The 20705-nt window shown below is 70.9% G+C and carries 17 protein-coding genes; 12 read left to right on the top strand and 5 right to left on the bottom strand.

Features of this window, described 5'->3' with window-relative positions; all coding sequences use genetic code 11:
* Positions 1-32 precede the first annotated feature (32 nt).
* On the bottom strand, positions 33-848 hold the full coding sequence (locus tag C1N91_RS07290; RefSeq protein WP_137767196.1) for a sigma-70 family RNA polymerase sigma factor: 816 nt from the start codon (positions 846-848) through the stop codon (positions 33-35).
* Positions 849-1340: 492 nt separating this feature from the next.
* Between C1N91_RS07290 and C1N91_RS07285 the strand changes: the two genes are divergently transcribed.
* The 6 genes from C1N91_RS07285 to C1N91_RS07255 all read left to right on the top strand — a co-directional run bounded on the left by C1N91_RS07285 (position 1341) and on the right by C1N91_RS07255 (position 6747).
* Positions 1341-1826 (top strand): flagellar protein FlgN, encoded by a 486-nt coding sequence (locus C1N91_RS07285; protein ID WP_058728377.1) that lies wholly within the window; start codon positions 1341-1343, stop codon positions 1824-1826.
* Between the two features lie 4 nt (positions 1827-1830).
* Positions 1831-3249: a flagellar hook-associated protein FlgK gene (gene flgK / locus C1N91_RS07280; protein WP_137767195.1), complete on the top strand. Its 1419-nt coding sequence runs from the start codon at positions 1831-1833 to the stop codon at positions 3247-3249.
* A 2-nt stretch (positions 3250-3251) separates the two neighbouring features.
* Positions 3252-4133 carry a flagellin N-terminal helical domain-containing protein gene (locus tag C1N91_RS07275; RefSeq protein ID WP_137767194.1) on the top strand — a complete coding sequence of 294 codons (882 nt, stop codon included), beginning with the start codon at positions 3252-3254 and terminating at the stop codon, positions 4131-4133.
* The gene (gene fliW / locus C1N91_RS07270) at positions 4130-4498 is read left to right on the top strand and encodes a flagellar assembly protein FliW (RefSeq protein WP_137767193.1); all 369 of its coding nucleotides are present in this window, start codon (positions 4130-4132) and stop codon (positions 4496-4498) included. The genes C1N91_RS07275 and fliW overlap by 4 nt, the downstream gene beginning before the upstream one ends.
* Positions 4499-4797: 299 nt before the next feature.
* Positions 4798-5709: a hypothetical protein gene (locus C1N91_RS07260; RefSeq protein WP_137767191.1), complete on the top strand. Its 912-nt coding sequence runs from the start codon at positions 4798-4800 to the stop codon at positions 5707-5709.
* A 72-nt stretch (positions 5710-5781) separates the two neighbouring features.
* Complete coding sequence (locus C1N91_RS07255; protein WP_175415950.1) at positions 5782-6747, top strand: hypothetical protein; 966 nt, start codon at positions 5782-5784, stop codon at positions 6745-6747.
* 192 nt (positions 6748-6939) lie between these two features.
* Here the strand turns inward: C1N91_RS07255 and C1N91_RS07250 are convergent, their stop codons facing one another.
* Positions 6940-7908 carry a beta-ketoacyl-ACP synthase III gene (locus C1N91_RS07250; protein WP_137767190.1) on the bottom strand — a complete coding sequence of 323 codons (969 nt, stop codon included), beginning with the start codon at positions 7906-7908 and terminating at the stop codon, positions 6940-6942.
* An 88-nt stretch (positions 7909-7996) separates the two neighbouring features.
* Complete coding sequence (locus C1N91_RS07245; RefSeq protein ID WP_137767189.1) at positions 7997-8389, bottom strand: ChaB family protein; 393 nt, start codon at positions 8387-8389, stop codon at positions 7997-7999.
* A 129-nt stretch (positions 8390-8518) separates the two neighbouring features.
* Between C1N91_RS07245 and C1N91_RS07240 the strand changes: the two genes are divergently transcribed.
* A complete protein-coding gene (locus tag C1N91_RS07240) occupies positions 8519-9490 on the top strand; it encodes an aldo/keto reductase (RefSeq protein ID WP_137767188.1) in 972 nt (323 codons plus the stop codon).
* A gap of 275 nt (positions 9491-9765) precedes the next feature.
* Here C1N91_RS07240 and C1N91_RS07235 read toward each other — a convergent pair whose 3' ends face one another.
* Positions 9766-11040: an ammonium transporter gene (locus C1N91_RS07235; protein ID WP_137767187.1), complete on the bottom strand. Its 1275-nt coding sequence runs from the start codon at positions 11038-11040 to the stop codon at positions 9766-9768.
* A gap of 241 nt (positions 11041-11281) precedes the next feature.
* The gene (zapE, locus tag C1N91_RS07230) at positions 11282-12232 is read right to left on the bottom strand and encodes a cell division protein ZapE (protein ID WP_175416089.1); all 951 of its coding nucleotides are present in this window, start codon (positions 12230-12232) and stop codon (positions 11282-11284) included.
* Between the two features lie 190 nt (positions 12233-12422).
* Between zapE and C1N91_RS07225 the strand changes: the two genes are divergently transcribed.
* The 5 genes from C1N91_RS07225 to C1N91_RS07205 all read left to right on the top strand — a co-directional run bounded on the left by C1N91_RS07225 (position 12423) and on the right by C1N91_RS07205 (position 20398).
* Positions 12423-13334, top strand: coding sequence for a sulfurtransferase (locus tag C1N91_RS07225; RefSeq protein WP_137767186.1), 912 nt, complete (start codon positions 12423-12425; stop codon positions 13332-13334).
* Positions 13331-13783: a SufE family protein gene (locus C1N91_RS07220; RefSeq protein ID WP_058727766.1), complete on the top strand. Its 453-nt coding sequence runs from the start codon at positions 13331-13333 to the stop codon at positions 13781-13783. Before C1N91_RS07225 ends, C1N91_RS07220 begins: the two co-directional genes overlap by 4 nt.
* Before the next feature lie 144 nt (positions 13784-13927).
* Positions 13928-19258 (top strand): DUF6531 domain-containing protein, encoded by a 5331-nt coding sequence (locus tag C1N91_RS07215; protein ID WP_137767185.1) that lies wholly within the window; start codon positions 13928-13930, stop codon positions 19256-19258.
* The gene (locus C1N91_RS07210; protein WP_137767184.1) at positions 19255-19776 is read left to right on the top strand and encodes a hypothetical protein; all 522 of its coding nucleotides are present in this window, start codon (positions 19255-19257) and stop codon (positions 19774-19776) included. The genes C1N91_RS07215 and C1N91_RS07210 overlap by 4 nt, the downstream gene beginning before the upstream one ends.
* Positions 19777-19825: 49 nt before the next feature.
* A complete protein-coding gene (locus tag C1N91_RS07205) occupies positions 19826-20398 on the top strand; it encodes an Imm26 family immunity protein (protein WP_137767183.1) in 573 nt (190 codons plus the stop codon).
* The last annotated feature ends 307 nt before the right edge of the window (positions 20399-20705 follow it).

Genomic DNA, 20705 nt, shown 5'->3' with positions numbered 1-20705 from the left:
AGGTGTCGGCGAGGAATTCTCCTCGCCGAAGATCAGCTGGCGACCACGGCCGTCGGCGCCGACGCGTCCTGCACGGCCCGGGCGACCCCGGCGGCGGCGTTCGCGGCGACCCGCGCCAGGTACGCGCTCCGCCGCGCGGCGGTCGTGCGGGACACCGGCTCGACCGCGGTGCCGTCGCCGTAGTGCTCGGCGAGTCCGTCGCGCAACAGCCGCATCGCCTCGGACCGCTGCTGCGACACCGCGGAGTGCGTGATCCCGAGCTCGGCGGCGACCTCGGTCACGGACCGGTCGCCGAAGTAGACGTTCTCGACGACGTAGCGCATCCGGTCGGGCAGCGCGGCGACGGCGGCGCGCAGGTACCGGCGCTTCTCGGCCTCGAGCAGGTCCTCGCCGGGCAGCGGCTGGTCGGACACGACGACGTCGTGCACGGTCTCGTCGAGCGTGCCGACGGTGCGGCCCGCGTCGGACATCGCGTCGGCGGCGGTCTTGCGGTCGACGCCCATCGCGTCGGCGATCTCCTGCACGCCGACGGAGCGGCCGAGCCGGGCGGACAGGGCCTCCTGCGTCGCCAGGGTCTCGCGGATGCGCTTCCGGGTGCCGCGCGATGCCCAGTCGGCCGACCGCATGTCGTCGGCGATCGCGCCGGTGATCCGGGTACGGGCGTAGGCGCCGAACGGCACGCCGAGGTCCGGGTCGAACGCCTCGGCGGCGGCGACGAGTGCGAGGGACCCCACGGCGGCCAGGTCGTCGCGGTCGAGGTGGGTCGCGCGCGCTCGGACGTCCGACACGATGTAGCCGACGAGCGGCAGGTGCTCCACGATCATCGCGTTGCGTGCGTTCCGGTCCATTGGCTTCCCCTGGTCGACGTGCTGACTGACCCGTCCGTGGGCGCGACGGACACCGGCCCTCTGGAGGCCGGTGCGGTCGACGAAGAACCACCCGGTTCCCTCCGGGCGGCGCACCCGCGCCCCTGCGACGCGGTGCGGGGGCGGGCCCCTGCGGTGCGTTCCGAATGTATCGGCTGGGAAGCCCCAGGAGCAGGCTGTGAACGTCCCCAGTGCGGGGGGACGCGGGGTTCCAGCGGTCCGCACTTCGGCGGACACACGGGCCGCAACGACCGTTCCTGTCCCCCGATCTGGGTGACGGCGCGTCCCCCGGTGAACGGCGGTCGGGAGGCTCGACCCTCTTCCGCCCCGCCGCTCGCGCCCGACCCCTGCTCACCTTCACCGCCGTGGTCCGCTTACGACGGACGGCCCGGCGTCGATAGTCCCCGGTGTCCACCGGAAGGCGGACCGGCACGACCCGACCGTCGCCGAACCCGACCCCACCAGCGAGGAGCCATGAGCGTGAACGACCTGTCCGCCGTCCTCTGGCGCGAGCGCGAACTGCTCGAACTGCTCACGTTCAAGCTCGAGGAGGAGCAGCTCCTGCTCGCCGCCGGGCGTTCCCGCTGGGTCTCGCACGCCAGCCGCGAGGTCGAGCAGGTCCTCGAGCGCCTCCGCAGCACCGGACTCGAGCGCGCCGCGTCGAGCGCCGCCGTCGCCGAGGAGTGGGGCGTCGACCCGGACGCCCCCCTGCGCGACGTGGTGGCCGCCGCACCGAACGGCCCCTGGGGTGAGATCCTCACCGCGCACCTGACCGCGATGGTCGAGCTGACCACGCAGATCGGCGCGCTCCGCGACGAGAACGACCGCTTCCTCCGCACCGCCGCGCAGGCCACCGAGGAGACCCTCGCCGGCTCGGTCGGCGACGCCGCGACCTACGACGCCTCGGGCGGCTCCGGCTCACGGGCCGACGGCGCTCGCCTGTTCGAGGGGACCCTGTAGCGCCGTGGTCAGCACCTTCGGATCCCTCGCGACCGCCTACTCCGGCCTGACGGCGGCCCGCGCCGGCATCGACGTCACCGGGCAGAACATCGCGAACGCGGGCACCGCCGGGTACACCCGTCAGCGCGTCACTCAGTCCTCGATCCCCGCCGTGCAGACCGGCTTCGTCCGCGGGACCGCTGCCCTCGCCGGCCAGGGGGTGTCGATCGACGGCATCGCCCGTCTCGGCTCCCTGACGCTCGACGCCGGCCTCCGTACCGCGACCGGCTCCTCGGCGTGGGCGCAGACCCGCGCGACCGGGCTCTCGGCGATCGAGGACGGCCTGCACGAACCCGGGAAGAACGGCCTGTCGGCACAGCTCGACGCCTTCTGGTCCGCCTGGAGCGACCTGGCAGCGCACCCGGACGACGCGGGCGCCGCCTCCTCCGTGATCGCCACGGCGTCCACCGTCGCGGGTACCCTGGCCGCCGGCTCGACGGCCCTCGACACGCAGTGGAGCACCGTCCGGTCGACCGCCGCGACCCAGGTCGACCAGCTCAACGACGCCGCGGCGCAGGTCGCCGACCTGAACGGGCAGATCCGGTCGACGCTCGCCGCCGGCGGCAACGCGAACGAGCTGCTCGACCAGCGCGACCAGCTCACCCAGCAGATCGCCGGGTTCGCGGGCGGCACCGTCCGGACGAACACCGACGGCACCGTCGACGTGCTCCTGGGCGGCAACCCGCTCGTGCAGGGCGACACCGTCCGCACCGTCGCGCTCGAGGGCGGCGCACGTCTCGGCGACGGGCAGGCCGTCACCCTGCGCTGGACTTCGGGCAGCGCCGGCGCGGTGACGCTCGACGGCGGTTCGATCGGCGGTGCGCTGTCGCTCCTCGCCCCGGCCTCGGGCGGCACCGGCGGCGCGATCGCCGAGGCTTCGGCCGCGTACGACCGGGTCGCGACCCGTCTCGCCGAGACCGTGAACACCGAGCACGCGAAGGGCACCACGCCCACCGGGGCCACCGGGCAGCCGTTCTTCGCCCTCGCCGCGGGCACGCCGGCGGCGCAGGGGCTCTCGGTCGTCCCGACGGACGGCGACGGCCTGGCGACGCGGAACGCGGCGGGGGAACTCGACGACTCGTTCGCCGACGCGCTCTCGCGACTCGGCTCGGCCGCCGGGGGTGCGGACAGCACCTGGGCGACGTTCGTGGCGGGGGTGGGCAGTGCCTCCCGGACGGCCGGATCGGAGGCGACGCTCACCGGGCTCGCCCTGACCAGCGCGCGCACCCAGCAGCAGTCGGGCGCCGGCGTGGACCTCGACGAGGAGAACGTCGCCCTGCTCAGCTACCAGCACGCCTACCAGGGCGCGGCGCGCGTCCTCACCGCGGTCGACGAGATGCTCGACACGCTCATCAACCGCGTCGGACTCGTCGGGAGGGGCTGACCGTGATCACCCGTGTGACCACCCAGATGTCGATCGCGTCGGCGACGGAGCGGCTGCAGGCGAACGCCGCCCGCGTCGCCGAGGCCACGCAGCGTGCCACAACGCTGCAGGCGATCACGAAGCCGTCGGACGACCCGGTCGGCACCGGTTCGTCCATGCAGGTGCGGAAGGAGCAGGCCGCCGCCGCGCAGTACGCGCGGAACGCGGACGACGCCGTCGGCTGGCTCGCGACGACCGACAGCGCCCTGTCGGGAGCGCACTCGGTGCTCGCGACGGTGCGGGACCTGACCGTGCAGGCCGCGAACTCCGGCGTGATGGACGACACCGCCCGCGACGCGTTCATCGCGCAGTTCCGGGCGCTGAAGGCCGACCTCGAGTCCGCCGCGAACACGACCTACGGCACCCGGTCGGTGTTCGCCGGTTCGTCGACGGCACCCGACGCGTACACGTCCGGCTCCGGTTTCGCCGCCTCGACGACCGCGGTGTCCCGACGGGTCGGCGACGCCCAGACCGTGCGCGTGGACACCCCGGGAACCGCGGCGTTCGGCTCCGGCTCGTCTTCGGTCTTCTCGGTGATCGACGGCATCGTCGCCGACCTGCAGAACGGTGTGGACGTGAACCCGAAGCTCAACGACGTCGACGCGGCGTTCGGCACGCTCCGCGCGGCGCAGGCCGACGTCGGTGTGCGGCACGCGGCGGCACTGAGCGCCCAGGACGCCCTGAAGACCTCGTCCGTCGCCCTGGAGACCCGCCGCGCCGGTATCGAGGACCTCGACCTCGCCGGCGCCGTCCTCGACCTGCAGGTGCAGCAGACCACCTACCAGGCAGCCCTCGCCGTCACCGCGAAGGTCCTGCAGCCGACCCTGATGGACTACCTCCGATGAGCATCGACCTGACCTTCCCCACGCCCCCGTTCGGGCTCGCGCCGGCGCCCGTGTTCACCCTGGAGCCCGTCGAGGGCGCCGAGGGCCTCTTCGCCCTGCACGGCGACGACGCCCGGCTCTTCCTGCTCGACGCCGCGGTGCACCTGCCCGACTACGCGCCCGAGCTCACCGACGAGCAGGCGGCGACGATCGGCCTGACCGACCCCGCCGACGCGATGCTGCTCGTCGTCGCGAACCCGGGGGCGTCCGGCACCACGGTGAACCTGCTCGCGCCGGTCGTCGTGCACGCCCGGACGGCCGTCGGCGCGCAGTTCATCCTCGAGGACCAGGACCTGCCGCTGCGCGCGGAGCTCGCGCGGCGGTAGGGCGCGGGGCGCTCTTGCGTCGGGGCGGGGGGCTTGCGTCGGCGCTCTCGCGTCGGCGCGTCGGCGCGCGTTCTTCGACATGGCGCGCGTCGATCGACACGCGGAACGTCGCTCCATGCGCCCGCATCGTGTGCGCGCGCATCGTGCGACATCGCACCCGTCGATCGACCAGTGCGACGTCGAATGTTGCACTCGCATGGATCGTCGTGACTCCTGCACACGCACGCGTCCGGCGAGAGTTCTCCACGGAGTGCGCCGATCGCGTCCGCGCGTGACCTGCTGTCGACGACCCTCGATGCATGAGGACAGCTGACGAGGTCGACCTGGTACGGACCGCACACCTGCCGAGCGCAGAACGGCGGGCACTCGAGCGGGCGACGGTGCGAGGTGCCTACGAACGTGTCCGCCCGGGTGTGCTCGTCCCGGCAGGCACGGCCGCTGCGCTCGATCCGGAGCAGCGGCACGTCCTGCTCGTCCGCGCTTCGCTCCCGCGGCTGCGCGAACACGACGTCCTCAGCCACGAATCGGCCTGCGCGGTGCTCGGCCTGCCGGTGGTCGGCGACTGGCCCGTGCGCGTCCAGGTCGTCGATCCGCTGACGAGCGGCACCAGGGTCAGCTCCTGGTTCGTCCGACACGGCGCCGAGGCTCGCCCACCGAAGGTGTTCCGCGACCCGCACGGACGGCCGACGACGACCCCGAGCCGGACCGCGACCGACCTCGCAGCCGCGCGCCCGTTGCTCACCGCCCTGCCCGTCGTCGACCATGTCCTCCGCTGGCGACAGGCGACACCAGCCGACCTGCAGCAGGAGCTCGATCTGCTCCGGCCGAAGGGGCGCACGAAGGCGGCGACGGCGGTCGGGATGGGGTCGGCGCTGTCGGACTCCCCCGCGGAGTCGGTGTGCCGGGTGCGCTTCCGACAGCTCGGAGCGCCGGAGCCCGTGCAGCAGCACCTGCTCACGCGGTCGGGCGAACGGACCGCGGTCGTCGACTTCTGGTTTCCCGACCACGGCGTCGTGGTCGAGGTCGACGGGCGGGCGAAGTACGGCGAGGGCCCGGAGGCCGCCGCGGCGCACTGGCAGGAGAAGCAGCGCGAGGACTTCGTCCGGTCCTTCCCCGAGGTCCGCACCGTCGTCCGGGTCGTCTGGTCGGACCTGATGGCGCCCGAGCGACTGCGCGCGAAGCTCCTGCGGGCGGGCGTGCCGTGCCGGTGACCACGAGGGAGCGGTCGCGCTCGGTGATCTGTGCGAGCGGAGCTCCCACCACCCCCGGGTACCGTCACCCTCATGGCCCGACAGCACAACGACGGGGCGATCGTGCCGATGCCGCCCGCCCCGGTCCAGCCCGACACCCGCGACGACCGGACCCCCATGCCGGACAGTCCGAGCGGGTGGACGAAGCTGCTCGACCGTGTCATCGCGGTACAGCGACCGGTGGTGGTCGCGCACGTCAACGCGGTGCGCCGCCGGCACCCGGACGCGAGCCCCGCCGAGGTGATCCAGATCCTCGAGCGTCAGTACCTCGCGGCGGTGACGACCGGCGGCGCCGCGGTGGGTGCGAGTGCGGTGATCCCGGGCGTCGGCATGATCGCCGCGCTGGGGCTGAGCGGTGCGGAGACGGTCGGGTTCCTCGAGGCCACGGCCCTCTTCGCGCAGTCGGTGACCGAGGTGCACGGGATCGCGCTCGACGACCCCGAGCGCTCACGCACGCTCGTGATGGCCCTGATCCTCGGCGCTCCCGGCACGCAGCTCGTGAAGCAGCTCGCGACGCAGGCGGCCGGGGGCCAGGCCCGCCAGGCGTTCTGGGGCGAGATGGTGACCTCGTCGCTGCCGAAGCAGGTGGTGAGCGGCATCGGCGGGAAGGTCCGCGACCAGTTCATCAAGCGCTTCGCCGCACGGCAGGGCACGTCGGTGCTCGGCCGGGCGCTGCCGTTCGGCATCGGGGCTGCGGTCGGCGGCCTCGGGAACCATGCACTCGGCCGCAAGGTGATCCAGGCGTCGCGCGAGGGCTTCGGCATGCCTCCTCGACACTTCACCGTGGTGCTGCCCGCGAAGCCGACGAAGGAGGAACGTGCCCTCGCCCGCGGTCGCGGTGCCGAGGAGACGAACGGTCGGACCGCAGGCGGCGGTGCCGGGGCTGGTGCCGGTACCGGTACCGGAGAGAAGACGAGCCGGGCCGAGCGCCGACGCCGGAAGCACCGTGACGACGAGGACCTGTGGGCCGACACTCCGCACCGGGAGGAGCGCGACTGACGGGCCTCAGGCCCGCTGAACGCCCGACAGACCCGCGCGCCCACCGCATCCGGGCGCTCGTCGCACCCACCGACGGACGCCCATCGGGACCGTCCCGCCCGTGACGTCTGCTGCGTCCGTCCGGAGCGCCGACGGGCGGGAGGCGCGGTACCACCCGGCACCGCGCCTCCCGTCCGTCACCTGCTCACGACGTCACGCGCGCCGCTTCGGCGTCCGCACTACCTGCCCGGCGTGCGCGAACCCACCGCCGAACCCGAACAGCAGCGCGAGCGCGTCCTCCGGCAGCTCCCCACGGTGCCACGCCTTCGACAACCCGAGCGGCACGCTCGCGGCAGAGGTGTTCCCCGACTCGACGACATCGCGCACGACGTACTTGTCCGCTCCGCCGAGTGCCTCGGCGAGGGGCTCGATGATGCGGAGGTTCGCCTGGTGGAACGCGAACACCGCGATGTCGTCGAGGGTCACCCCGGCGGCGTCGACGACCTTGCGGGCGTGACCCTCGGCCTCGGTGATCGCCCACCGGTAGATCGACCGACCCTGCTGCGTGAAGTACTCCGGATCGCGGGTGACGAGCACGGCCTCGTTGAGGTGCGGCACGCTCCCCCACGACACCGGCCCGATCTCCGCCGTCTCCGAGGCACCGATGACGACCGCCCCGGCGCCGTCACCCACGAGCACGCAGGTCGAGCGGTCGGTCCAGTCGGCGATGCTCGACAGCGTCTCCGAGCCGATCACGAGCGCAGTGTCCGATGCCCCGACGCGGATCGACTGGTCGGCGAGGGCCATCGCGTACTCGAAGCCGCTGCACGCGGTGTTGATGTCGATCGGCGCCGGGCCGTTCGTCATGCCGAGGGCGGCTGCGACCCGGCCGGCCGTGTACGGCGACCGCTCGCGGTGTGTGGTCGAGGCGACGATCACGAGTCCGATGTCGGCGGGCTCGAGGCCTGCGTCGGCGATGGCCATCCGGCCGGCCTCGATGGCCATCGACACGACGCTGTCGTCCGGTCCCGCGATGCGGCGGGTCTTGATGCCGGTGCGGGTGGTGATCCACTCGTCGTTCGTCTCGACCATGGTCGACAGCTCGTCGTTGGTCAGGACCCGGTCGGGCTGGTGGTGGCCGAAGCCGAGGATGCGGCTGCCACGGAGTGCTGGCGTGTTCACCCGCGGCACGCTACTCCCCTGCGTGCACCACCCATGCCGCGCGGAGCATGCGCTACCGAGCTCGGCCGGACCGCCGACACGCCGCGCCTCACTTGCGCGCAGCTGCCGTCGCCCGGTCGTTCGCTCGCTTGATCGCCTGCACGAGCTCGTCCTTGTCCATCTTCGAGCGCCCGCTGATGTCGAGGCGCTTCGCGACGTCCATCAGGTGTGCCTTCGAGGCGTTCGCGTCGACGCCGCCCTGCGTCTCCCCGGACCCGCGTGTCCCCGCGGCGCCGGTGTCGGACGGGCCGGAGGAGTCCTTCTCCTCCCAGTGGTCGCCGACCTTCTCGTACTCGTGCTTGACCGCGGCGTACGCGGTTCGGTGCGCGCGTTCCCCCGGCCCGTAGGTCTCGTTCGCCGAGTCGAGGGTCTCCGTGAAGATGTCCTGCGCATGCTTCGGCGATCGCTGCAGGGTGCTGGGGATCTCGTCCTTCGCGGGCATGGTGCGTCCTTTCTCCGTGGAACCGTATGCCGTCGGCCGGCAGGAACGGCGAACCCCCTTCTACGCCTCGCACGTGACCGGCACCCGCAGGGCCTGGTTCGCACACCCGCACCCGCGTAGACCGGACCCATGGACTACACACACCTCGGACGGACAGGGTTGTCGGTGTCACGAGCGGTGCTCGGCACGATGAACTTCGGACCGGAGACCAGCGAGGACGACTCGCACGCGATCATGGACCGGGCGCACGAGCTCGGCGTGAACTTCTTCGACACGGCGAACGGCTACGGCGGCTCGGTGGGCAAGGGCGCCACCGAGGAGATCATCGGCCGCTGGTTCGCAAAGGGCGGTGGCCGGCGCGAGAAGACCGTCCTCGCCACGAAGGTCTACGGCGACATGACCGACTGGCCGAACGGCGGCAAGCTGAGCGCGCTGAACATCCGGCAGTCGCTCGACGCGAGCCTCCGCCGCCTGCAGACCGATCACGTCGACCTCTACCAGTTCCACCACGTCGACCGCGCGACCCCGTGGGACGAGATCTGGCAGGCGATCGACGTCGCCGTGCAGCAGGGCAAGGTGCTCTACGTCGGCTCGTCGAACTTCGCCGGCTGGCACATCGCGCAGGCGCAGGAGGCCGCCGCGCGCCGGGGCAGCCTCGGCCTGGTGAGCGAGCAGTCGATCTACAACCTCGTCGTCCGCGACGTCGAGCGCGAGGTGCTGCCCGCGGCGCGCGAGTACGGCCTCGGGGTGATCCCGTGGTCGCCGCTGCAGGGCGGGCTGCTCGGTGGCGTCATCGAGAAGACCGAGAACGGCTCCCGTCGTCTGTCCGGCCGCAGCGCCGAGTACGTCGAGGGGCACCGCGACCAGCTCACGGCGTACGAGTCGTTCGCGAAGGAGCTCGGCCACACCCCGGGTGAGCTCGCCCTGGCGTGGCTGCTGCACCAGCCCGGCGTCACCGCCCCGATCACCGGCCCCCGCACGATGGAGCAGTGGGAGTCCGCGGTCCGCGCCGTCGCCATCCGTCTCGACGAGGCGGCCCTGGCGCGCCTCGACGAGATCTTCCCGGGACACGACACCGCGCCGGAGGACTACGCCTGGTGACCTGATCCCGCGGCGCACCACGCGTCGTGACGACGAGCACGGCCGGGAGGCGCGGTGCGGGTCGGACCCGCACCGCGCCTCCCGGCCGTGGTCGCGTCACTCCGTGTGCCGGTGGCTGCAGTTGAACCACCGTTCCGACATCGAACCAGCCCGCTGGCCTGGTTCGATGTCGGATCCCTGGTTCAAACGAGACGCCCTACACGCGACGCCCGCACACGACGACGGGCCCCGCGCCTGCTGTGTGCGCGGGGCCCGTCGTGCGGGTGGTGCGGTGCCTAGCGGACCGAGACCGGGGTCTCGTCGCGCTCCTCGTAGAGGACGTAGCCCTCTTCGCCGTGGACCGCGGTGTCGATGCCGGCGACCTCGTCCTCGGTCTTGACGCGGAAGCCGATGGTCTTCTCGATGGCGAAGCCGATCACGAAGGCCAGGACGAACGAGTAGACGAGGACCGTCAGGGCGGCGACGGCCTGCTTGCCGAGCTGCTCGAACGAGCCCGAGTAGATGAGGCCGGTGGTGTCGGCGAAGAAGCCGAGGTAGAGCGTGCCGAAGATGCCGCCGACCAGGTGGACGCCCACGACGTCGAGCGAGTCGTCGAAGCCGAGACGGTACTTCCAGTCGATCGCGAAGCAGCAGACCACACCGGCGAGGAAGCCGAGCAGGATGCCCCAGCCCGGGGTCAGGGCGGCGCAGGCCGGGGTGATGGCGACGAGACCGGCGACGGCACCCGAGGCGGCGCCGACCGAGGTGGCCTTGCCGTCCTTGATCTTCTCGATGAGCAGCCAGCCGAGGATCGCGGCGGCCGGGGCGGCGAGGGTGTTCACCCAGGCGAGCGAGGCGATGCCGTCGGCGGCGCCCTCCGAGCCGGCGTTGAAGCCGAACCAGCCGAACCAGAGGATGGCAGCCCCGAGGAGCACGAAGGGCGGGTTGTGCGGCTTGTGGGCGCCCTTGGCGAAGCCGACGCGCTTGCCGAGCACGAGCGCCAGGGCGAGACCCGCCGCACCGGCGTTGATGTGCACCGCGGTGCCACCGGCGAAGTCGATGACGCCCCACGTGGCGAACATGCCCGAGGTGAGGTTGAACACCCACGAGGCGACCGGGAAGTAGACGACGGTGACCCAGACGCCGGCGAAGATCATCCACGCGCCGAACTTGGCGCGGTCGGCGATCGCTCCGGAGATCAGGGCGACGGTGATGATCGCGAAGGTTGCCTGGAAGCCGACGAACGCCATCGACGGGTACGCCGCGTTGATGGTCGACGCCTTGGCCTCCTCGAACGCCTGACCGAGGCCGATCTGGTTCCAGTCGATGCTGAAGAACCCGACGATGCCCGCCACGTTCGTGCCCGCGCCGTGGTTGGCGAAGGCGATCGCGTAGCCGTAGAGCACCCAGAGGACGCCGACCAGGGCGATCGCTCCGAAGGACATCATCATCATGCTGATGACGGACTTGGCCTTCACCAGGCCGCCGTAGAAGAAGGCCAGGCCGGGTGTCATGAACAACACCAGCGCCGCCATGATCAACACGAATGCCGTGTTGCCCTGATCAAGCATCTGTTCACCTCTCGCGAATGCAGGCGGCTCTCGGTTCCGCCTCGGGTGCTGATGAGTCTGGCGAGGCGACGTTTCGCGAGGGAGCACGATGTGTTTCGCGGGTGTAACGCGTTGCGCTCCCGTGTGAACGGTGTGTTTCCGGATGCCGGAAGACCGGTCCGACACCGCTGACGGGACGCCGGACGTGTCGGACGGGAGGCCCGTGGCGGATCCGCCACGCGCCTCCCGTCCGCAGGGTGGCTCAGTCGGCTGCGCGGGAGAGCGCGACCACGCGCGATGCGGCGCGCAGGTACTTCTTGCGGTAGCCGCCGTCGAGCATCGCCTGCGGGTAGACCTGGTCGAGGGGCGTACCGGACGCGACGATGCGGACCTGCGCGTCGTAGAGGCGGTCGACGAGCGCCACCCAGCGCAGCGCGTCGGTCTGGTCGGTGAACGCCTGCACGTCGGTGAGCCCGACGGCGTCGAGCCCCTCGACCAGGGCGACGTACTTCGACGGGTGCACGCTGGCCAGGTGGGCGACCACCGCGCGGAAGTCGTCGAGCGTCGTCGACCCCTCGGGCAGGGCACCGGCGACGTCGTCGACCGTGCGGGCGGACTCGTCCACGGCGCGCCGGCGGTAGTCGAGTCCGTCGATCCGCATCGTGTCGAACCGGTCGGACATCGCCTGGATCTCGCGGAGGAAGTCCTGAGCGGCGAAGCGGCCCTCGCCCAGGGCGCCGGGCGGGGTGTTCGACGTCGCCGCGAACCGGGTGCCCGACTCGGACAGCTCCTTGATGAGCCGCGTCATCACCATCGTGTCGCCCGGGTCGTCGAGCTCGAACTCGTCGATGCAGACGAGGGACGTCCCGCGGAGCAGGTCGACCGTGCCCTGGAACCCGAGAGCGCCGACGAGCGCGGTGTACTCGATGAACGTGCCGAAGGTCTTGCGCGAGGGCTCGGCGTGGTAGGCCGCGGCGAGCAGGTGGGTCTTGCCGACACCGAACCCGCCGTCCAGGTACACGCCCGAGCGCGCCGGCTGGACCGGTTCGCGGCGGCGGCCGAACAGTCCGCGCTTCGCCGGCTCCGGCCGGGTGGCGACGAAGGCCTCGACCGCGTCGCGGACCGCCGCCTGCGACGGGTACTCCTGGTCGGGCCGGTAGCTCGCGAACGACGCGTCGGCGAACTGCGGCGGCGGCACGAGCGCCGCGGCCATCTGCTGGGGTGTCACCTGCGGGTCGCGGTCGACGAGGTGTGCAGGCAAGTGTGGCCCCTCCGGGAAGCATGTCGTGCGGTGTCACGTTGCAGGTGGTGGTCGGTACGTCCGCGTACCGTTGCCCGCGGGCACCGAGGTCCGATCCTAGCCTCGCCGTGCCGCAGCCGTCCCGCACCTGGAGGTACCCCCGATGACCGCACCGGTCGACCCGTCCGAGAAGTTCGCCGCCTACGCCCACCCGGAGCGCCTGGTGTCGACCGAGTGGCTCCAGGAGCAGCTCGACGCCGGCACGCGCTCCCCCGACCTGGTCGTCGTCGAGTCCGACGAGGACGTCCTGCTCTACGAGACGGGCCACGTCCCCGGCGCGGTGAAGATCGACTGGCACACCGACCTCAACGACTCCGTCCAGCGCGACTACATCGACGGCGAGGCGTTCGCCCGACTCGTCGGCGGCAAGGGCATCGCCCGCGACACCACCGTCGTGATCTACGGCGACAAGAACAACTGGTGGGCCGCGTACGCCCTCTGGGTCTTCACCCTGTTCGGGCACGAGGACGTCCGTCTGCTCGACGGCGGCCGGGCGAAGTGGATCGCCGAGGACCGTGCACTCACCACCGACCGCCCCGAGGTCACCCCGGTCGAGTACCCCGTCGTGGAGCGCCGCGACGAGCAGGTCCGCGCCTTCAAGGACGACGTGCTCGAGCACCTCGGCAAGCCGCTCATCGACGTGCGCAGCGCCCCCGAGTACTCCGGCGAGCGCACCACCGCGCCGGACTACCCGGAGGAGGGCGCCCTGCGCGCGGGGCACGTCCCCACCGCCGTGAACATCCCCTGGGCCACCGCGGCCGCTGCCGACGGCACGTTCAAGAGCCGCGAGGAACTCGACGCCGTGTACCGCGAGGGTGCCGGCATCGGTGACGCCGACGAGGTCATCGCGTACTGCCGCATCGGCGAGCGCTCGAGCCACACCTGGTTCGTGCTGCAGCACCTGCTCGGATACGAGAACGTCCGGAACTACGACGGATCGTGGACCGAGTGGGGCAGCGCCGTGCGCGTCCCGATCGCCACGGGTTCCGAGCCGGGTACCGTTCCTTCCCGATGACGGACGCACCACTCCCCTCCTCCCTCGCCGAGATCCGCGACGACTTCCTCGAGCTGTCCCAGCAGGACCGGTTGCAGTTGCTCCTCGAGTTCTCCGACGAGCTCCCCGCACTGCCCGAGCGGCTGCAGGGGCACGAGGACGAGCTCGAACGCGTCGAGGAGTGCCAGTCCCCCGTGTTCATCACCGTCACGGTTGGTGCCGAGGGTGACGCGTCGGACGTGGTCCGGATGCACGCGACCGCTCCGCGTGAGGCACCGACCACCCGTGGCTTCGCGTCGATCCTGGCGCAGGGGCTGTCGGGGCTGACCGCGACCGAGGTGCTGGCGGTGCCGGTGGACTACCCGCTGACGCTCGGGCTCACCGAGGCGGTCAGTCCGCTGCGGATCCGGGGCATGGTCGGCATGCTCGGTCGGGTGCAGCGGCAGGTGCGGGCGGCCGTCGCGGCCTGATCGCGACCTGCTGACGGACGGGAGGCACAGTGCCAGCTGGCGCCGTGCCTCCAGTCCGTCAGTCCGTCGGTACGCGACATTTCCCTCGCTGGTCATCCTCGCTGCTGCCGTGCCAAGATCGAGGAGTCATCGGGGGGAGACGACATGGCAAAGGTCCACGGCAACGATCCGACGGGGTACTCGTACGGCGACGCTGACGCGCTGAAGACCGCGGCGCGCAACCTGGGGTCCGCGATCGACGGACAGACGGCGACGCGCTCCGCTGCGGTGACGAACGCGGAACGCGAGTTCCGCGGGTACTTCTCGCAGGTGTTCGCCGACAATGCCGGCATCGCCTCGCGGAGCGCGAGCAAGCTCTCGGACGCACTGTCCTCCCTCGTCGGGTTCGTCGACGAGCTGCGCGACGCGGCGAAGCAGGAGGACCGACGACGGGCCGACGCGAAGGCGTGGGAGGCCCGGAAGCGCGAGCGCGAGGAGAACTTCTTCGTCGGTGCCGCGCACGAGGTGTCGACGTGGTTCGGCGCCGAGGACGACCCGAAGCCGCCGGCACCCGAGCCGGAGCCCCAGCTCCAGGCCGATGCCGTCTCGGTGCGCGGTCGCACGATCCCGGCGGGCGGTGGCGGCAGCGGGGGCACGTCATCGGCGGTGCCGGCCGATCTCCGGTCCTTCGCCTCGACCACCCGAGGTGCCGACGACTCCCTGTCCGGCGCCGTGTCGTCGTTCCGCAACGCCCTGGCCGACTACGAGTCTGGGTGCAACTCGTGCTGGGGCACGTTGCACGCACAGTCCCTCGTGACGGCGGTGCAGGACTGGCTCGCGGACAACGGTCACGACGCCTCGTGGGCGGACACGGTGGCCGCGCAGTTCGAGGCCGCCGGCGGTGGGTCCGGACCGGCGACGCTCTCGGACGCCTCGATCGCGGCGGCGCTGGCGTCGGCCGGGGTCGCGGTCGGACGCGACGACTTCACGATCGGCCCGTTCTCCGCCATGGGGACACCACCCACCAACGGGTTCGCCGACGATCCGGTGAACACCGCGACGGGCAACTTCCTCGAGCCGGAGGACGACCTGACCTTCGGCGGCGCTGCGGCGTCCCTGCGGTTCTCGCGGATGTACAACTCGCTCGACACCCGAGTCGGGGCGTTCGGGGTCGGTTGGTCGTCGGTGCTCGACGTCCGTCTGGAGCTCGGCGACGAGCTGGCCTCGATCGTGCTCGAGGACGGGCGCCAGGTCGACTTCCCGCGCGAGGGCGACGGTTGGGGTCGCGGAGTCGGTCAGGACCTCTGGCTGACCTCGGAGCACGGCGCGATGATCGTGCAGGACAACGGCGGCGGGTGGTGGTCGTTCTCACCTGCTGGCTTGTGGCGTTCGAGTAGCCGAGGTGCTGGGAGCCGCGTCGATGTGCACCGAGACGACCACGACCGGATCATACGTCTGCAGCACGAGCTCGGGCGACAGGTCGAGGTGCAGTACGACGGCGACCGAGTGGGAACCGTCCGCTCCGCCGAGGGCCGAGTGCTGCAGTACCGGTACGACGACCTCCGTCGGCTCGTGGCGGTCGAGGGCGAGATCGGAACCCGACGCTACCGCTGGAACGACGCAGGCCTGATCGACCAGGTGACCGCCGCGACCGGCGTCGTCGAGTGCATCAACACCTACGACGACCGGGGCCGTGTCGTCGAACAGCGCTCGCCGTTCGGGCGGACCGTCCGGTTCTCCTACCTGCAGGGCAGGGTGACCTCCGTCTCCGACACGGACGGCAGCAACGCCAACACCTGGATCGCCGACCGCAACGGTCGTGTGGTCGGGATCGTCGACGCCGAAGGCGCACGACAGTCGATGTCCTACGACCGGCACGGACACCTGATCTCCGTCACCGAGCGGGACGGGTCAGTGACGGTGCACGGGTACGACGACCGCGGACGCCGCACGCGCACCGTGACCCCGGACGGCGCCGACGTGACGTACGCGTACGACGACCAGGACCGGACCACCACCGTGGTCACCGCCGACGGCGGGATCGTCGAGTACGAGTACCGCGGCGACGACCGCGATCCGTCGGTCATCACCGATCCCGTCGGCGGACGGACGCTCCTCGAGTGGCGTGCCGGGCAGCTGGCGCGTTGCACAGACCCGACAGGCGTGGTCGTCACGTTCCACCACGACGAACACGGCGACCTCGTCGCGATCGAGGAGGCCGACGGGGGGACGGCGCGCTTCGTCCGCGATGCAGCGGGACGCGTCGTCGAGGCGATCACCCCGCTCGGTGCCCGGACCTCGTACCGCTACGACTCGGCAGGTCTGCTGACCGCTCGCGAAGCTCCCGACGGTGGCGTGTGGCGGTTCGAGCACGATGATGCCGGGCGCGTGATCGCCAACACAGATCCGATGGGAGCCCGGACGGCGGTCGAGTACGGCGCACACGGGAAGATGACCGCGACGACCGACCCGCTCGGCCGCCGGACCACCAAGCGGTTCGACGAGCTCGGCAACGTCTCCGGAGTCGCCCTGCCCGACGGGGCGGAGTGGCGGTTCGTGCACGACGCACTCTCGCGGCTGCGAACCGTCGTCGACCCCGCCGGTGGTTCCTGGATCCGTGAGTACGACGCTGTCGGTGCCGTCACCGCGACCCTGGACCCGACGGGTGTCCGCACCGCTGCCGACCGGAAGCGCGCCGACGGCACCACTACCGTCAGTTCGGCGTTCGAGGACGTCAGTGTCCGCACCGATGCGCTGGGTCGGCCGGTCAGCGTCCTGCAGAGCGACGGGTCGTCCGCCGTGACCGTGCGCGACGCGGCTGGTCGAGTCGTCGAGTCGCTGGACGGCGAAGGCGGGCTGACCCGATTCGATCGCGACCTCGCGGGCCGCGTCGTTGCGGTCACCACCCCCGCCGGTCGGACGACGACCTACACGTACGACCGGTGCGGACGACCGGCGACCGCCACGGATCCGCTCGGCGGTCGGACGTCACTCCGCTACGACGCCGACGGACGTGTGATCGAGCGGACGTCTGCGAACGGCGACGTCGAGCGCACCGAGTACGACGCGGTCGGTCGGGTCATCTCCGTCGACGCGCCGGCCCTCGGGATGGTCCGGTACCGCTACGACCGGGCGGGGCGCGTGGTCGAGGCACGTGACCCGAGGTTCGGTCGCCGCTCGTTCCGGTACGACGCCGCGGGGCAGCTGGTCGCGGCGACCAACGGCCTCGGCGGGGTGACGCGCTACGAGTACGACGATCGCGGGCGGCTCGTCCGTACCACCGATCCGCGCGGAGCAGTCACGACGCGGACCTACACCGAGCTCGACAAGGTCGCCACCTCGACCGATCCCCTCGGCCGCACGACGAGCGCGACGTACGACGCTGCCGGTCGCCAGGTCTCCCAGACGGAGCCCGACGGCACCGTGCTCCGGTGGGAGTACGACGCAGCCGGTCGAGAGACGGCCCAGTACGTGGACGACGCACTGGTCGCTCGCATCGAGCGCGACCCGCGCTCGCGGACCGTGACCATCTCCGACCACACCCGGCCGGACGCTGCCAGTGCCCACCTGCTGGAGTACGACCCGCGGGGTCTCCTCGTCCGCCGAGTGACGGACGGTCGAGAGACGCGATGGACGTACGACGCGGACGGCCTGCGGACCTCGGTGCATGCGCCGGACGGCTCCGTGACGCGCATCGAGCGTGATCCCGCGGGTCGGCCGGGCACCGTCGAGCACACCGCGTTCGGCGCCGTCCATCACGAGTACGACGGCGCCGGACGACTCACGGCGGTGCGCACGGCAGGGACGAGCGACTCCTGGTCCCACGACCGCGGTTTCGTCGTCGGGCACACCCGCTCCGACGGGGACTCGACGGCGACGACACATCTGACCCGCGATCGAGACGGTCGGCTCGTCGGGATCGAGCGACCGGGCACGACGACGGTCTACGAGCACGACGCAGCGATGCAACTCGTCCGTGCCGACACCGACGGAGTCGAGACCGCTTGGTCCTACGACGCCGCCGGCCGACTCGTCGTCGAACACACCGAGGACACCACTCGCACGTTCGAGTACGACGATGCGGGCCAGCTCGTCGCGGTGACCGGGCCCGAGGGACGGACGTCCCACGATTACGACGCGCGCGGCCGGCGCGTGCGGAGCACCGCCCCGGACGGCACGGCGACGCGCTACTCGTGGGACGGGCGGGGGTGGCTCCGTCTGATCGCCTCGGGTTCGTCGAGCACATCGACCCATGTGGATGCGCTCGGCGACCTCGTCGACGTCGACGGCGTCCGACTCGACTGGGACGCCGGCGCCCCCGTTCCCACCCTGCTGGCCGTCGACGACTCCCCCGTGCTCCGTACGCCCGTCGGACTGCTCGGCGGCTCGGAGGGTACCGGCGCGACGGGCTGGCGGACGGCCCGCAGCACGCCCGAGGCCGATCCGTGGCAGCTCCTCGCCTCGGTCGCCGGCGATGCCAAGAGGGCGCTTTCCTTCGGCGCGGACGGAACCCCCGTCGTCGCCGGACTCGAGTGGATGGGCGCGCGCGCCTACGACCCCACGACCCGCGGTTTCCTCTCGGCCGACCCGATCACCGCGCCAGCGGGGGCAGCCTGGGGCGCAAATCCGTACTCGTTCGCCGGCAACGACCCGCTCCATGCGGTCGATCCACTCGGCCTCGCGCCGATCACCGACGCCGAGCTCGAGGCGTACGCCGCCGCCGAGCAGGGGCCGCTGGCGCGGGCGGCAACGGCAACCGGTGACTGGTTCAAGGACAACTGGGAGTACGTGGCGGGCGGGGCGATGGTCGTCGCGGGTGGTGCACTCATGCTCACCGGCGTCGGCGGTCCGCTGGGCGGGATGCTCATCGGTGCCGGCGCGGACACGATCATCCAGAAGGCCACGACCGGCGAGGTCAACTGGGGGCAGGTCGCCGTCAGCGGGGCGTTCGGGATGGTCGGGGGCGGCCTCGGGGCCGCGTTCGGCAAGCACTTCGTCGGGAACGCCGTCGAGGGCGCGGTCGAGAACGTAGCGAACACGGTCGTCAGCGGTCAGCCGCTCACGCCAGGCAAGCTCCTGGGTTCCGCTGCTGAGGGTGCCGCGACGTCGGCCGCGACCGGCGGCACAATGTCGAAAGTGCACCTGCCGTCGGCGGTGAACAAGCTCGGCGACGAAGCACCCATCCCACATCAAGGTGTGATCTACCTGCGAGAGGATGGGCTCGGCGGTCAGAAGCCTTATGTCGGTCAGGCCAAGGACTTGGAGCGCTTCGAGAAACGTCAACGCGAACACGCTCGGGCGAATCCGGATGCGATCTATGAGTACCGAGTGATCGACCGCGGTACGCCTGGTCAGCACCTCGACAGGCTCGAGGAATACCATATTCGACGCCTCGGCGGCCCGACCAACAAGAGCAATCCTGATGGGTTGCTCGAAAACAAACGACACCAAATGCGCGAAGCGCGCTACCAAGCAGCAGGAGGGGATCCGTATTGAGTGCTTCGAAGGACGTGCTGGAGGCGACGGTCGGCGATGTGTTCAGCGTAAGGGTCGACGACGATCGCGCCTACGTCGGTCAAGTTCTGCATGTCGGCGAGGGGGCGATGTTCGTCGTTGTCTTCGATCACCTCGTTCGGTATCCGGTCGCGATCCCCGATGCGCTCGCTTCGCTGATGAACCCGCCGATCGTGGCCAGTTGGACCTACGACGCGCGATTCCGGCCGGGGATGTGGGAAGTGGTCACGCAGGCACAGACCGACAATCGGCGGTATCTGCCCGCTTCCACGTGGGGGCTGCCGGAGACCGGGGGCGTCCGACTCACGAGTTTCGACGAGACGAGGACCCGCGCCGCGACCGCGGAAGAAGCCGCTACCATCCCGCCGAAAACGACGCGATCGCCCATGCTCATCGAAAAGTTCCTGATGATGGCTGCCGGTGTGGAACCCAGCAATCCCGTTCTCGAGAAGGTGCGCTGGGCGCCGATGCCATCATCGTCGGAACTCTTCCCGGAATGAGTTCGGCTTGCACCGGGGCCAGCGTCAACGTCTCGCGATCCCCTCGCCAGTGGCACTGGAGAGAGCGTTCGAGGCTCATCACGGCATCGCTCGCTGGATGTTGAACAGCGCGAAGAGCGTCTACGACGTGGCCATCGGAGACGTGTTCACGATTCCCGTTGACGACCAGCGCCGCTCGGTCGGCCAAGTCTTAGGCGAGTACAAATCTGCTCTCTATGTCATCGTCTTCGACCAAATCTTCGGAGCTGACCAGGACCCGTCGCTCCAACTCGAGGATCTAACGGGGTCGCAACCGCTGTTCGCCCGGCTGATCTTTGACTCCCGATTTCGACCAGGGATGTGGGAGATCATCGGACACGCTGCTGCCGACTCTGAGCGGTACCTACCTGCCTTCACCTACGGGGCTGCAGAACTCGATGGCGTCAAGATCACGGATTTCAGCGGCTCCAGGGTTCGGCGCGCTTCAGGACCCGAGTCGAAGGAGGTTCCTCGTCGCGCGATCGACTCGCCACTGATCTTGGAGAAAGCCATTCAGGCTCATCATGGCATCGGTCGCTGGCTGCCGGCTTTCGAAGAAGTTCGTTACCGACCGGGGATTGCGTGGTCGGAGCTGTTCGATTGATCGTGCATATCGGCATCAGACCGGAGTTCTGAAATGCATGAAGTGTTCTTCCTCTCGTCCATGGACAGCGGCGCTTCTCGTCCGTCTTCCGGTGCGAGGTCGATCGACCGGTTGAGCTTCCGAACGGTCGTCATGCGCTGATGGTCAGCTGCGATCCACCCGTCAACGGTCAGGAGATCGGTCACCCGCTCGGCATCAGTGAGTTGTTGCTGTGGAGTCGGTTTGAGGATGAGGACCTCTGGACAATCCCCGCCTTCCCGCACTTCGTGCAGATATGTCTGCCTGATGTCGATCTGTCTGCCGAAGC

This window comes from Curtobacterium sp. SGAir0471, from assembly GCF_005490985.1.
Lineage (GTDB): Bacteria > Actinomycetota > Actinomycetes > Actinomycetales > Microbacteriaceae > Curtobacterium.
The sequence above is the reverse complement of the archived record's forward strand: the minus strand, read 5'-3'. Positions and strand labels throughout refer to the sequence as shown.